This is a genomic window from Burkholderia sp. Cy-637, from assembly GCF_011753175.1.
GTDB lineage: Bacteria > Pseudomonadota > Gammaproteobacteria > Burkholderiales > Burkholderiaceae > Burkholderia > Burkholderia gladioli.
Genome location: NZ_VWWC01000029.1, coordinates 44,611 through 58,201, shown reverse-complemented (window position 1 = coordinate 58,201; position 13,591 = coordinate 44,611). Strand labels below are relative to the sequence as shown.

The 13,591-nt window shown below is 68.3% G+C and carries 11 protein-coding genes, 2 pseudogenes and 1 riboswitch; of the genes and pseudogenes, 5 read left to right on the top strand and 8 right to left on the bottom strand.

The genetic code is table 11. The features are described 5' to 3' along the window. A pseudogene (locus F3J10_RS11360) lies at window positions 1–987 on the bottom strand (hypothetical protein); the annotation flags it as partial. Between the two features lie 286 nt (window positions 988–1,273). Here F3J10_RS11360 and F3J10_RS11355 point away from each other — a divergent pair. Next, window positions 1,274–2,254 (top strand): alpha/beta hydrolase, encoded by a 981-nt coding sequence (locus F3J10_RS11355; protein WP_025098937.1) that lies wholly within the window; start codon window positions 1,274–1,276, stop codon window positions 2,252–2,254. Between the two features lie 159 nt (window positions 2,255–2,413). Next, window positions 2,414–2,565: riboswitch (cobalamin riboswitch) on the top strand. Between the two features lie 29 nt (window positions 2,566–2,594). Further along, window positions 2,595–3,779, top strand: a complete 1,185-nt coding sequence (locus F3J10_RS11350) for a porin (protein ID WP_167242112.1) — start codon at window positions 2,595–2,597, stop codon at window positions 3,777–3,779. Window positions 3,780–3,829: 50 nt separating this feature from the next. Here F3J10_RS11350 and cobF read toward each other — a convergent pair whose 3' ends face one another. Together cobF and F3J10_RS11340 are read right to left on the bottom strand one after the other, a co-directional pair. Continuing rightward, on the bottom strand, window positions 3,830–4,597 hold the full coding sequence (gene cobF / locus F3J10_RS11345; protein ID WP_166913286.1) for a precorrin-6A synthase (deacetylating): 768 nt from the start codon (window positions 4,595–4,597) through the stop codon (window positions 3,830–3,832). 93 nt (window positions 4,598–4,690) lie between these two features. Further along, complete coding sequence (locus F3J10_RS11340) at window positions 4,691–5,206, bottom strand: GNAT family protein (RefSeq protein WP_025098940.1); 516 nt, start codon at window positions 5,204–5,206, stop codon at window positions 4,691–4,693. Between the two features lie 204 nt (window positions 5,207–5,410). On the opposite strand from F3J10_RS11340, the gene F3J10_RS11335 reads away from it, so the two are divergent. Continuing rightward, window positions 5,411–6,331 carry a D-alanyl-D-alanine carboxypeptidase family protein gene (locus tag F3J10_RS11335; RefSeq protein WP_167242111.1) on the top strand — a complete coding sequence of 307 codons (921 nt, stop codon included), beginning with the start codon at window positions 5,411–5,413 and terminating at the stop codon, window positions 6,329–6,331. Between the two features lie 86 nt (window positions 6,332–6,417). Here the strand turns inward: F3J10_RS11335 and F3J10_RS11330 are convergent, their stop codons facing one another. After that, window positions 6,418–6,981 (bottom strand): hypothetical protein, encoded by a 564-nt coding sequence (locus F3J10_RS11330; RefSeq protein ID WP_167242110.1) that lies wholly within the window; start codon window positions 6,979–6,981, stop codon window positions 6,418–6,420. Between the two features lie 138 nt (window positions 6,982–7,119). After that, a complete protein-coding gene (locus tag F3J10_RS11325) occupies window positions 7,120–9,009 on the bottom strand; it encodes a DUF3857 domain-containing protein (protein ID WP_240155523.1) in 1,890 nt (629 codons plus the stop codon). 228 nt (window positions 9,010–9,237) lie between these two features. On the opposite strand from F3J10_RS11325, the gene F3J10_RS11320 reads away from it, so the two are divergent. Next, the gene (locus tag F3J10_RS11320; protein ID WP_025098944.1) at window positions 9,238–9,729 is read left to right on the top strand and encodes a 2,4'-dihydroxyacetophenone dioxygenase family protein; all 492 of its coding nucleotides are present in this window, start codon (window positions 9,238–9,240) and stop codon (window positions 9,727–9,729) included. Window positions 9,730–9,787: 58 nt separating this feature from the next. Here F3J10_RS11320 and F3J10_RS11315 read toward each other — a convergent pair. Further along, window positions 9,788–10,732: pseudogene (locus tag F3J10_RS11315) on the bottom strand (AMP-binding protein); the annotation flags it as partial. A 104-nt stretch (window positions 10,733–10,836) separates the two neighbouring features. Here F3J10_RS11315 and F3J10_RS11310 point away from each other — a divergent pair. Then, window positions 10,837–11,829, top strand: coding sequence for a site-specific integrase (locus F3J10_RS11310; protein ID WP_167242109.1), 993 nt, complete (start codon window positions 10,837–10,839; stop codon window positions 11,827–11,829). Window positions 11,830–11,996: 167 nt separating this feature from the next. Here the strand turns inward: F3J10_RS11310 and F3J10_RS11305 are convergent, their stop codons facing one another. Further along, a complete protein-coding gene (locus tag F3J10_RS11305) occupies window positions 11,997–12,923 on the bottom strand; it encodes a hypothetical protein (RefSeq protein WP_167242108.1) in 927 nt (308 codons plus the stop codon). Window positions 12,924–13,049: 126 nt separating this feature from the next. Further along, window positions 13,050–13,586, bottom strand: a complete 537-nt coding sequence (locus F3J10_RS11300) for a hypothetical protein (RefSeq protein ID WP_167242107.1) — start codon at window positions 13,584–13,586, stop codon at window positions 13,050–13,052. Between the last annotated feature and the right edge of the window lie 5 nt (window positions 13,587–13,591).

The window sequence follows — 13,591 nt, the reverse complement described above, 5'->3', positions numbered from 1 at the left end:
CGCGGCCGGAATCTCCTGCTTCAGCAATTCCACCCATTCGCGCGTCTTCACATCGACGAAATGCCGTGAAGGCGTCAGCAGGAACACGCCGATCTCGGGCGACTGCCAGCGCGGCAGCACGCGCACCCGCCGGTGCCGGCTGCCGGGCCAGGCGCTGGCGCCATAGGCGTCGAGCGCGCCGGCCCAGTCCTCGCGCCGCTCGCAGGCATTGCCGATCTGGTGCAGCAGCTTCGCGCGCCGCGTCGCCAGCCAGGCCTGCGCGCAGTCGATCGCGTTCACGTGGCGGGTCAGCTCGTCGTGGGGCCGATCCTCGGGCCAGGCGCCGAGCGCCTCGCGGCACAGGAACAAGGCCAGGTAGACATCGACGTCGGCGCGCTGCTGGAAGGCGCGCGAGGACGGCTCGAAGGCCACCGTCTCGTACTGGAACACGCCCAGGTCGGCCAGCACGAATTCGGACCAGTCCTGGTGCAGGTTGCCGAAGAACATCAGCCGCAGCCGGTCGCACAATGCGTCGATCCGAACCTCGAACACGCGATCGCCGGTGGCCGGCAGCCAGGCCTCGAAGGGCTGCTCGGCCTCGTGTTGCTCGCGCAGCGCCTCCAGCCAGTCGCCCTTGCGCGCGCCCCTGGGCGCCGGGAAGCGCTGCGCCAGCTCGGGCCGCGTGGCCAGCGCGAATACGCCGTCGAGCGTCAGCGGCGGCGCCGCGTCGAGCCAGCCCAGCGTCACCAGCGGCTCGGCCGCCGCCGCGGTCGCGCCGATCTCCTGGTAATTCAGCTTGCTCTGGCGGAAATACGGCCCGCTGCGCATCAGCATGCGCACCAGCAGCGCGCGCGAGGGGCGCGGCAAGGCCGCGAAATCGCGCAGGAAGGCGCGCTCGGCGATGTCGAACAGGTCGTCGTAGCGTTCGGCGAGCCAGCCGAGCGCACGCTCGAAGTTGTCGAGGTAGTAGAACGCGTAAGGCGGTGGAGAGGCGACGGCGGATGACACGGAATGGCTTGGGGCAGGTCCTTGGGAGCGCGTGCCGTTCGATGGGGGTCGGATCTGGATACCGGATCGGCCGCCTCGAACGGCGTGGCGCGCCCGCCATGATGACACGGGAACGCGCCGCGCATGGACCAGCCTGGCGGGACGGTCGCCGCCGAGGGAACGCGGCGCGGAAATGCGCCCGAGCGCACGAACCGACACGAGATTTATACATTCCGTCACATCGCGTGCGCCGCGATGCGGTTAAATGCGTGGTACATGCCAAACCAGAACGAATCTCGCCCGCGTCATGGATGACTCCCGTCGCAACCTGCTCGGCGCCGCCGTCGGCGGCTGGCTCACGGCCATGCTGCCCGGCGCGCGGGCCCAGGAGCCGTCTGCCCCGGCCGCGCCGCCGGCCGGCGCACCGCGCCTCTTGCCCGACGAGGCGATCCGGCTGTGGCCCGGCAACCCGCCCGACGCGCTGCCCGGCGCGGTGTTCGACGGCGAGCAGGTGGTCCGTCACGGCGCCGTGACGGGCGTGGTCGCGCCGCGCCTGCATGTCTACCGCCCGGCCACGCCGAACGGCGCCGCCGCGCTGGTGATCGCCGGCGGCGGCTACGAACGCGTCGAGCTGGCCCATGAAAGCGGCCCCGTGTGCCGCTGGCTCGCCTCGCGCGGCGTGATCGCCTTCGAGCTGGTGTACCGCCTGCCCGAGCAGGGCTGGGTGCGCACCGCGCCGCTGCAGGACGGCCAGCGCGCGATGCGCGTGATTCGTTCGCGCGCGCAGCGCGACGGCTTCGATCCGAACCGGATCGCGATCCTGGGGTTTTCGGCGGGCGGCCATCTGGCCGGGATGACCGCCTTCGACCCGAACGCGCGCCGTTATCCGGAAGCGGACGGCATCGACCGCCTGTCGGCGCGTCCCAACCTCGCCGCCCTGCTCTATCCGGTGCTGACGCTGCTGCCGCCCTTCGACCGCACACGCTCGCACCGCCACCTGCTCGGCGACACGCCGCTGCCGGGCACCGCCGAATCGCTCTCGCCGGTGCTGCGGATCGACGCCAACGCGCCCAGGACCTTCCTCGCGCAAGCCGTCGACGATCCGGTGGTGCCGGTCGACAACGTGCTGCTGGCCCACACCGCCCTGCGCAACGCGCGCGTGCCGGCGGCCCTGCACGTCTACCAGACGGGCGGCCACGGCTGGGCGCTCGGCACGCCCGACAGCGAACCAGCCTCGTGGCCGGGGCTGTTCGAGCGCTGGGCGCGCACCTGTCGCTGGTTCGGCTGAGCGCGGCTTTCGCGGACAACCCGAGCCCGGCGCCAGGCCCCGGCACGCCGCGCCGTGGCACGCCCCGAAGCGCGCGCGGCCGGCCCTTGGTTTCCCCGCCGGCCTCCGTTATGCTGTCCCCGTTTCGCCGCGGGCAGCCGCGCCGAATCGACCCGAAGCAGCAACACAAAACCAGACGAATCCCCATAAACGAACGACGAATCGTGGAAGCCGGTGCGAATCCGGCGCGGTCGCGCCACTGTGACCGTTCGCGTCGGCCTTGCGCCCGCGCGACGGAAGCCAGACCTCCGTTCGTCGTGAAGATCGGACCGCTCGGGGCGCGCAACCCCGTGGAGCCACCATGACAACCAACCCGACCGCGCGCCGGCCAGGCCGGCCGTCGCGCCCGCGAAACCGGGCGCCCAACGTGCACCCGATCCCCGGCATCGCCATGCCGCCCGCCGCCTCGCGCGCCCTCGCCGCCTGCCTGCTCGCCGGCCTGGGCAGCGCCGCCTCGGCCCAGAGCCTGTCCCTCTACGGCGAGCTCGACAGCGGCCTGGCCTACCTCAGCAACGTCGGCGGCCATGCGCAGTACCTCGCCACCTCCGGCTTGATCGACGGCAGTTTCTGGGGCCTGCAGGGCAGCGAGGATCTCGGCGGCGGCGCCAAGGCGCTGTTCCGGCTGGAGCGCGGCTTCACCGTCACCGCCGGCAGCCAGTTGAACGATCACCCGAGCTATGTCGGCCTGCAATCGGATCGACTCGGCACGCTCACGCTCGGCCATCAATACGACCTGATCCACGACTACGCCGCGCCGTTCACGCTGACCGGCGGCACGGGCGGCACCGCCTTCGCCCATCCCTTCGACAACGACAACGCCAACAACACCTACCTGGCCGCCAACGCGGTGAAATACGCCAGCGCCAGCTACGGCGGCTTCAGCTTCGGCGGCCTCTATGCGCTGTCGAACGGCGCCGGCCGCTTCGCACGGAACCGCGCCTACGGGATCGCCGCGAACTACACGCACGAGGCCCTCAGCGCCGGCGTGGCCTGGATGCACCACGACGGGCGCGGCCTCGCCGCCGGCGGCGCCTACGATCCGGCCAGCCTGCCGGGCGAGGACGGCACGCCGGCCCCGCTCGGCGCGCAGCGCCAGGACATCGTCGCGGCCGGCGCCAGCTACGCGATCGGCCAGGTGACGCTGGGCGCCGCCTGGTCGCGGGCGATCTACACGGGAGTGTCGAACACCGACAGCGGCATTGCGCTGCCCTCGATGGCGTTCTCGAACTACGAGGTCAATGCGGTCTGGCAGGCAACGGCCGCGCTCGCGCTGGCAGGCATGCTCACCTACACGCACGGCAATGCCGCGCACTGGCAGCAAGGCGCCGCGCAGGCCGTCTACCAGTTCTCGAAGCGCACCGACGTGTATGCCGAGACGCTGCTGCAACGCGCCTCGTCCGGCGCGCTGGCGGTGATCAACAGCGCCGATCCGTCGAGCGGGCGCAGCCAGTTGCTGGTCGCCGGCGGCATCCGCCATCGCTTCTGATCGCGGGGCGCCGCGCGGGAGGCGCGCAACAGGCGGGCGCCGCGCCCGCTTCAGCCCTGCGGCCGCGCGCGCTTCTTCAGCAGATAGGTATCCATGATCCAGCCGTGGCGCGCGCGCGCCTCGGCCCGCACGCGCACGATCTCCCGCTTGACCTCGGCGAGACGCCCCGCCACCAGGATCTCGTCGGGCGTGCCCACGTAGGCGCCCCAGTAGATGTCGACATCGTCCTCGACGCGCTCGAAGGCGTTGTGCGCGTCGAGCATCACCACCACGCTGTCGACCGCTTCGGGCAGGCGCGCGCCGAGCCCGCGGCCGTTGACGATCTCGACCGCGCGGCCGATCTCGTTGAGCGCGATGCGGTGCCGCGCGGCCAGCGCCTGCACGCTGCTGATGCCGGGAATCACCTCGTGCTCGAAGTCGTGGCGGCCGCCGGCGGCGATCGCGGCGACGATGCGCATGGTGCTGTCGTAGAGCGCGGGATCGCCCCAAACCAGGAAGGCGCCGCATTCGCCGTCGCGCAGTTCCTCGCCGATCAGGCGCTCGAACACCTGCTGCTTGTCGCGGTTCAGTTGCTCGACCGCGCCCACGTAGCTGTCGCCATCCGGGCCGCGCTCGGGGCTGGCCGCCTCGACGATGCGCCAGGGCCGCTGGCCGGCGTGGCGCTCGATGATCTCGCGCCGCAGCACGATCAGCTTCTCCTTGACCGCGCCCTTGTCCATCACGAAGAACACGTCGGCGCGCCGCAGCGCGTCGATGGCCTGCAGGGTCAGGTAGTCGGGATTGCCGGCGCCGATGCCGATGATGAGGACGTGTTTCACACGCGGCTCCAGGAGGTCGAAAAACGGGAAACGCGCAGTCTACCCGCTTTGGCGGCGCGGCTGGCAGGCCGGCAGAGCCGGCGGGCGATGCGCTCAGGCGCCGTCGAATTCGTCGGCCAGCAGCGCCCAGCGCTCGTGGTCGCGCCATTCGCCGTCGATGCGCAGGTAACGCGGCGAATAACCCTCGAGGCGAAACCCGAGCCGCCTGACCAGCGCGATCGAGGCCGTATTGCCGGGCTGGATATTGGCTTCGAGGCGATGCAGGCCGGCTTCGCCGAAGGCGTGGCCGAGCACCTGCCGCAGCGCCTCGCGCATCAGCCCGCGCCCGGCGAAGGCCGCCATCCCGTAGTAGCCGAGATAGGCGTTGTGGAACGCGCCGCGCACGATCTCGCTCAGGTTGATCACGCCGACCACCTGCCGCGAGGCGCGCTCGCGCGCGACGAAGCCGAGCTGCGGCCCGCTCTCGCAGCGCGCGAACCAGGCGTCGAAGCCGGCCTGGTCGGTGAAGGAGGCGACCCAAGGCAGGTGATGGGCCTGGCTGGCGCGGTTGGCGGCGATCAGGTCGGCGGCATCGGCCGGCGTGACGCGATCGAGCAGGATCGGGCTCATGGTGGCGGGCGAAGTCGGAAAGCGAAGCGGCGCAGTATCGCCGACATCGGCGGGGCTGTCATCCGCCGGCTGCGCGGCGGCGCGGGCGCCTCATGCCATTCCGGCATCAAGGCATGCCGATACGGCATCGGCAGGTGCGGCCGTCACGCTTATGATGCGGCGCTCCGATTCCCTCACCCCAGCAATCGAGCCCGACCGACTTCGATGAAACCGATCCGCCGCCTGCCTCGGCTGTTGCTCCCATCCCTTGCCGGCCTGCTGATCGGCGTCGCGCCCGCGCGGGCAACGCCTCGCCACGCGAATGCCGTCGGCGCCGCCCCGGCGATCCATGCCGCCGCCTGGCTGGTGGTCGATGGCGAATCGGGCCGCGTCCTCGGGGAGCACGATGCCGATGCCGAACGCCAACCCGCTTCGCTGACCAAGCTGATGACGGCCTATGTGGTGCTCGACGCGTTGCGGCGCGGCGCGCTGCGGCTCGACGAGACGCTGCGGGTGGATGGCGCCGATCTCGCCGATCTCGGCCAGGACGAGTCGCGCATGTACCTGGTGGCCGGCCGGAGCGTCACGGTCGAGGACCTGGTGGGCGGCCTGATCGTCGCCTCGGCCAACGACGCGGCGATGGTGCTGGCGCGCCGGGTGGGCGGCTCGCGCGCCGGTTTCGAGCAGAGGATGAACGACACCGCGCGGCGCCTGGGCATGACGCACACGCACTACACCACGCCCTCGGGCATCACCACGCCCGGCAACCACAGCACGGCACGCGATCTCGCCACGCTGGCGCGCCGCCTGACGGCCGATTTCCCGGTCTACTACCGCTACTCGGCGCGGCAGCAATTCGCCCATGGCAGCTTCCACAAGCGCAACAAGAACTGGCTGCTCGGCAGTGCGCCGGGCGTCGACGGGCTGAAGACGGGGCATACGCAGGCGGCCGGCTACTGCATCGTCGCGACCGCGCGGCGCCGGCAGGCGGCACCGCCGATGGCGCGTCGCGTGTTCGCGGTGGTGCTCGGCGCGCCGAGCGCATCGGCGCGGATCGACGCCGGGCGCCGCCTGCTCGACGAGGCCTATGCGCAGTCGCGTGACCTACCGGGCAAGGACGGCGTGGTGACGCAGCTAGTCAGGTAGGCATGGCTCGGTGGTGGGTTCCGACGGGCGAGCAAGGATTCGCGGGCCTTCGGGCGCGAGCCCGACGCGATGGCATCGGCCCCCGCTCAGGCGCCCTTGCGGCCGAGCTTCACGGCCACGCCGGCAATCGATTGCCGGTCGCGCGGCGCCACGAAATCGCGCGGCCCCGCGCCGGCCAGTTCGAAATAGACCTGCGCGCCGGCCCGCAGGTCGACGATCCGGAACGCGCCCCAGGGATTGAGGATGATCGCGTGCGAGATCAGCGCGAGGCGGCGGGAGCCGTCGCGATAGGCCAGGGTCGCCGCATCCCGCAGCCCGGGCAGGCTCCAGCTGGTCAGGCCGGCGCGCGCCATCGCCATCAGGATCGCCTCGCGCGCCGCCTCGGCCGTATCGGGCAGCGGCCGGATGCGGGCCAGCTCGGTGCGCAGCCGGCCGAGCCGCTCCCGCGTCTCCTCGCGGCGCAGCGGGTCGATGCCGCCGCGCGAGCGTTTGCCGTCGACGCCCAGCGTCCTGAGCCCGGCGATCGGCGCGTCGGCGGCGCCCGGGGACGCCGCCGACGGCCCGACCGAGGTCGGGCGCGCGCCGGCCGGGCCCTCACGGGCCGGCAGCACGAAATCGGGCAGCAGGGAATGGGATGGGATGCGGGTCATCGTCTGGATGGCGGGCCGGGCCGCGCGCGGGCCGCCAAAGCGGCACCACGCGCCTGCCCTGCTGTATACCGCCGATCGGCCGGCGGCCGGCGCCCTCATCCGAACCCGCGTCGGACGGGGCGAAGCGGCGCGAGCCGCTCAGTAGACCAACTGGGTGCGCAACTCGCGCTTGACCGCCAGCGCGAACTTGCGGAACGCCGGGTAATCGGCCGGGGTGATCAGCGGGCCCGAAGGCTTCAGCAGCAGGTCCCGCGTGACCGTCACGACCGCGCCGTCGCTACCGTCGTGACGATAGCTGGCCCGGTAGCTGCCCAGCGGCGAATCGATCGCCACCGGCTTGGGCAGGCGCGGAACCCGCACGCCGGGCGCCAAGGTGACGATGGTGGTCTCCACCACATGCCGCGCCGCCATCGCGATCGAGGTTTGCCGCGTCTCCAGCCCGGCGGCGTCGAAGGTCGAGGCGATGCCGTTGATACTGCCCAGCCCCACCGGCACCGGGATCGCGCCCGGCCCAGGCAGCAGCGCGTACTCGGGCAGGCGGAACTCCGAGCCATAGACGAAGGGCTTGCCGAGATCGCGCACGTCGGCGTAGTGATAGGTGCCGGTGCCGTCCTGCCCCGTGAGGGCGAGGATGCGCTCCGCGACCTGGGCCTCCATGCCCGGCGGCAGCGAGGCGAACACGCTGCGCGCGTTGAGGTCGAAGATGCCTTCGTTGTCGATCTGCCCGCTGCCCTGCAGCGTGCCGTCGGCCTCCATGGCGACGCGCCGGGTCACGCGCACCGTGTCGTGGGCCGGATCGCCGAGCGGCAGGGTGCGCAGGCTGCCCGCCTGCTTGTCGGTGCCGGCCAGCAGGCCGCGCTTGCCGAGTTCGGAGGACGGCAGCACGCCGAAGCGCGCCAGCATGGCGGTCGAATCGACATACAGGTCGAACTCGGGGAGATAGGTGATGGCGTGGTCGAACACGCCGAGCGGCAGCGCGACCTTCGGTACCCAGTAGGTGTTGCCGCTATTGACCAGCACCGGCTGGCTGGCGATCCCCTTGGCGGCCAGCAGGGCCTCGAGCAGGGTCACGTGGTCCTTGCAATCGCCGTAGGCGGCGGCCAGGATCGCATCGGCGTCGTGCGGCACCACGCCGCCCAGGCCGAGATAGAGCGCCACGTAGCGGATATGCGTGCTGACCCAGTCGTAGAGGATCTCGGCCTGGCGGCGCCGGTCGCTCACGCCTTCGGTCAGCGAATCGGCCAGGGCCCGCACCTTCGGCGTGACGGCCGCCTTCGGCATCGCGCGCTGCTGGTAGGCCGCGCCGATCGCGGCATAGTCGGCGAAGCTGGTGATCGCCACGCGCGGGCTGCGGTCGAGGCTGGCGGTGGAATACAGCTCCGGCGTGCGCGCCGGCTGCTTCGACAGCGACCAGCGCCAGACCTGGATGCCCGCCTCGCCGGGCTGGCGGCCGCCCGGCAGGTCGACCGCGTCGGCCTGCAGCGGCATCGCCGCCGGCGCGCGCACCGTCAGCTGCATCGATTCGCGCGGGACGTCGTCGCTGAACTGCTCGAGCGCCGAGAACTGCCCGGGGAACAGCGGCGTCTTCTGGGTGAGGCGGTAACGCAGCATCAGCTTCGCGCCGACCTCCACCGCCGGGAACACCACCACCTTGAGCCGCTGGTCGACGAACATCGGCGCGCGCGCGCTGGCCGGGCTCTGCTGCTCGCGGATCTGGTCCGGCGTCACGTCGATGCGGCGGCCGTCCCGGGTCAGCGTGTAGGCCTCGACGATCTCGAGCGCCTGCAGCGAGGTGCTGTAGCCCAGCGAGGATTCGCCGCCCTCGCGCACGCCCTGCTCGGTGTCGATGCGATCGAGTTCGGTGACGTCCTTGGTATAGCTGCCGTCGGCATGCACGTCGTAGACGATGTCGTTCGACAGGACGGTGGAATTGGCGCGGTATTCGGCGGCATGCACGGCCAGGCATGACGTCGAGAGGATCAGCGAGGCGAGCGGCATCGCGATCCCGTAGCGAGTGAATCGTGTCATTGTTGTGGTCAGTCCGGTTGCGCCGATGCTGTTCCGATTGATTCGTCTGCATGACGAATCAATCGGAACAGCATCGGATCGGTTGAGAAGCCATCGCGCGACGGCTCCGCGGGCGGGCCGGCAAGCCGCCGGCCCAGCGCCCCGGCGATGCTAGCAAATCGTGCCGCCGCGCTCAAGCCATGCGCCTCTGCCATAATCGCGCACCAGGACCACCCACCCCGCGCGCCCATGAGCTCCCCCGCCTCCGCCCCGCCCCTCGCGCTGCCGCCGATCCATTGCCTGCAGCACGACGACCTGCCGTGGCTGCCGATGGCCGACGCGCTGCCCGGCCTCGCCATCAAGTACCTGCATATCGATGTCGCCCGCGACGAGCTGAGCGTGCTGCTGCGCATGCCGGTCGGCACCACGCTGCCGCGCCATCGCCACGAAGGCACGGTGTTCGTCTACACGCTGGAAGGGGAATGGCGCTACCGCGAATACGACTGGGTGGCGCGCGCCGGCAGCACGGTGCTGGAGCCGGCCGGTTCGGTGCACACGCCCGAGACGCTGGCCTCGCCGAGCGGCGACGTGATCACCTTCAACGTGATGCGCGGCGACCTGGTGCTGCTCGACGAGGCGGGCCACGACGTGGCGCGCGAGAACTGCCGCGTGGCGCTGCTGCGGCAGCGGCGGCACGCGCGCGGCGCGCCGTCGGCGGCGATGCCTTTCGTCACGCGCTGAACCCGACGCGCGGGCCTTGCCAGCCCGCCCCGCCGGGAAGCGGCTGACCTGCCGCCGGCTAGTTCTTGCCGTCCGGCGCCGTGTCGATCGCGCTGTCCGAACGCACCAGCGTGCGCAACTGGAACTTCTGGATCTTGCCGGTGGAAGTCTTCGGCAATTCGCCGAAGCGCACCGCCTTGGGCATCTTGTAGCCGGCCAGCAGGCTCCGGCAATGCGCGAGGATCTCGGCCTCGCTCGCCTGCATGCCCTCGCGCAGCTCGACGAAGGCGCAGGGCACCTCGCCCCACTTCGGATCGGGCAGCGCCACCACGGCGGCCACCGCGACGGCCGGATGCCGGTACAGCGCATCCTCCACCTCGATGCTCGAGATGTTCTCGCCGCCCGAGATGATGATGTCCTTGCGGCGATCCTTGATGCGGATGTAGCCGTCCGGCGTCAGCACGCCGAGATCGCCGGTATGGAACCAGCCGCCCGCGAAGGCCTCGTCGGTGGCGCGCGGGTTCTTCAGGTAACCCTTCATGCAGATGTTGCCGCGGAACATGATCTCGCCGAGCGTCTCGCCGTCGGCCGGCACGCTCGCCATGGTGTCGGGGTCGAGCACGGTCGCGCCGGCCTGCAGGTGGTAGCGCACGCCCTGGCGCGCGGTGCGCTGCGCGAGCTCCTCCTCGGGCAGCTCGGCCCAGTGCTGCTGGGTGGCGCACACGCTGGCCGGCCCGTAGATCTCGGTCAGCCCGTAGACATGCATCAGGTCGAAGCCGATCGACTTCATCTTGGCGATCACGGCCGGCGCGGGCGCGGCGCCCGCCACCTGGGCATGCACCCGGTGCTCGATGCCGGCGCGCCACTCGGCCGGCGCATTGGCCAGCGCGCCGTGCACGATCGGCGCGCCGCTGTAGTGAGTGACGCCCTCGCGGCGGATCAGCTCGAACACGGTGCGCGGATCGAACTTGCGCAGGCAGACGTTGACGCCGGCGCGCGCCGCGATCGCCCAGGGGAAGCGATAGCGAAGGCACGACAACCAATGCACGCAACCCCATGCACAAAGGCCCGAGCGCCCTTTTCCAGTGTCCCTTTTAACTTGTTTAGGTACAAATTTAGGACACTAACATGCCTACTATCATCAAGGTTCCCGGAAAGAAAGGCCCGCGCTTTCAGGCGAAAGTTAGGATCAAGGGATACCCGCCGCGATCGAAGACGTTCGGCACGCGCGGCGAGGCTCAAGAATGGGGGCGCAACGTAGAGTCGTCCATGTATCGGGGCGACCATCCGAAGGCCAATGACGCGCGAAGCATCACACTACGGGAAGCACTAGAGCGTTACCTAGATGAAGTCGTGCCGAAGCACCGAAGCCCTCGCGCCGAACAGTATCGAGTCAAGACCCTTGCGCGGCAACCTATGGCCGACGTGACCTTGTTCGACTTGAACACGAAAATTATTTCGGCATGGAAGAGTGAGCGCCTTCGTGAAGTCTGCGGCGCGACCGTGCGCAGAGAGATGACCGTGTTGCAATCAACGATCCGCTATGCTCGCCGCGTCCTTGAAATCGAGATGAAGGACTGTCCCGTTTCGCTTGTTGGTCGGCCGCCCGGAAACCCGCCGCGTGATCGGCGCTTGCGTGAAGGCGAGTTCGAAGCCCTCATGGCGGCAACCCTGACGGGCAGAAATCAGTATGTTCGGCCGGCCATTGTCTTCGCGATCGAGACAGCCATGAGAAAGGGTGAGTTGTGCTCGCTGGAATGGGCCAACGTGAGCCTAGAAAGGCAGACGGCACGCCTACCTATGACGAAGAACGGCCGGCCCCGTGTAGTGCCTCTCTCGCGGCGCGCGTGCGACATCCTGCGAGTGCTTCCCCACGGCACAGGCCGCGTGTTTGCCGGGTTGACTGAGAACAGCCTGAATCATTGTTGGTCGCGCGTGGTGAAGCGTGCGGGGCTGGAAGACCTTCATTTCCATGACTTGCGGCACGAAGCTATTTCGCGGCTTGTCGAGAAGGGATTAAACGTTCTTGAAGTCGCCGCGATTAGTGGTCATTCGGATATGTCAATGCTGAAGCGATATACGCACTTAAACCCGGAAGACATAGCGGCGAAACTGGATTAACAAAAAGAAACCCCCGAAATCTTTCGAAGTCGGGGGTTTTGACGATCACTCAAGGAATCTCAAGCTGAAAAGCAATTCGATTCTAATCTGAAAGCGATACAGGGTCAACGATCACAAAACGAAACCCGCCGTTGAAAGATTGCGGGTTTCGTTATTTCCCTTCCTGATTAACCGGCCATATACGCATCGAAAGCGCTGGTCGATTTAGCGTTCGACTTGCGAGCGCCCTTGAATTGATCCTTGCCGCTCAGGTACGAATCGAGGGCATTCGATCGCGGCGTTTCGCTTTCGACAGAAGCGGATGCGGAATCGTCTTCAGCCTCTTCGGTGCCCGAGAGCTTGGCGATATCTGCCTTCGAAGCGCCAGCCTCGCGGCCCATTTCCGCGATGATCCGGGTTGCGCGTTCGATGATCTTCTTCAGTTCCTCGATTCGCTCGTCGGTATCTTCCGAAACCTTTGCCCGTGCGCCTTGGCTTTCAGCAAGCGAGCCACCCGAACCGGTTTCCTTCATGAAGGACAGCATCGCGTCCGAAAGACCTTCACCGCCACGCGCCCGCTTTTCGTTCAGGGCTTCCAGTTCGGCCACTGCTGCATCACGGGCCGCGAGTGCGCCGCGCAGTTCGAATTCGCGCGTTTGGGATGCGCCCTTGCCATGCGGCGCGCGAGTCGCATAACCGCCCTTGAAACCGCCGAATGCCGGGTTCGGGTCACGCTGCATCACTTCGCGGGCCGGCGCGCTGCCAGCGCCGTTCTTCACCGTGTTCGCGGCGCCTGCCTTGACGGTCGCCGAAGTGGTCGGGTTCGCCTTGTTCGCGGTCGGGGCCACGCTGCCCGGCACGGTCAGACCGTCGAGCGCCTTGCGGAGTGCCGCGTTCAGTTGTGCGAAGGTCTTCGTCACGCTCGGGCGCGCGGCCGAATCTGCTGCCTTGCGGGGCTTGGCATTGCCGCGCGCCGTGTTGCGCGACAGACGGGCGAACGCATCGGGCGAATTGCTTTCCGTCACGACGTGCTGATTGCCGATCAGGCGAACGCTGCTGGAACTCATGTCGAGCGAGTCGAACACGAATGCGCGGGTACTTTGAGGCTTTTTCATAATGCAATCCTTGATGATCATTGAGTTAATTAGGATTCATGGAATTCCATGAATTGAGGCCATTATAATTCAGGCGGGTTAGGCTTGCACGCTCAGGTTAGGTTGATCACCTAACCCGCCTTGAACTTAATTACGTTTCGAATCAGCCTTTGCTTGCGCGGCGGCTTGTTCCTCGACAAGTGCATTATTAACTGCCGCTGCCGTGTCGACATCGGCAATACGATAGGCATCTTCAAGCGAATAATATTCCTCAAGCTCTTTGAGGGTCGCCAACTTAGCAACCATCAAATTCGAAATAACGCTTGCGGTTCCCTTCGAAGAACGCATTTTGCTTTCGGGAACGTTCGAAATGAACTTCGCAGGAACATTCACGGGAACCCAAGTATTCAAGAATCCGACATTAAAGTCTTGAATCCGAGCCATCAGATTCTTGAGAACGATTTGCGGCTTGATGAAGCTGACCGCATCCTTCACATGCTCATTGATCGCCGCGACGCTATCCAGCTTGACCCATTCCGAACCGACCTTTACGGACGTGTCGACGAGCCAATCGGCAGGGCGCGGCGCTCCTTCCCGCATCAGTAGATCGATCGCTACCGTTGCGGGAAACTGTTTGGCGCGATATTCCACGCCGCACAAGTGAAAAGTCTTTTCAGAGCGCACTTTTA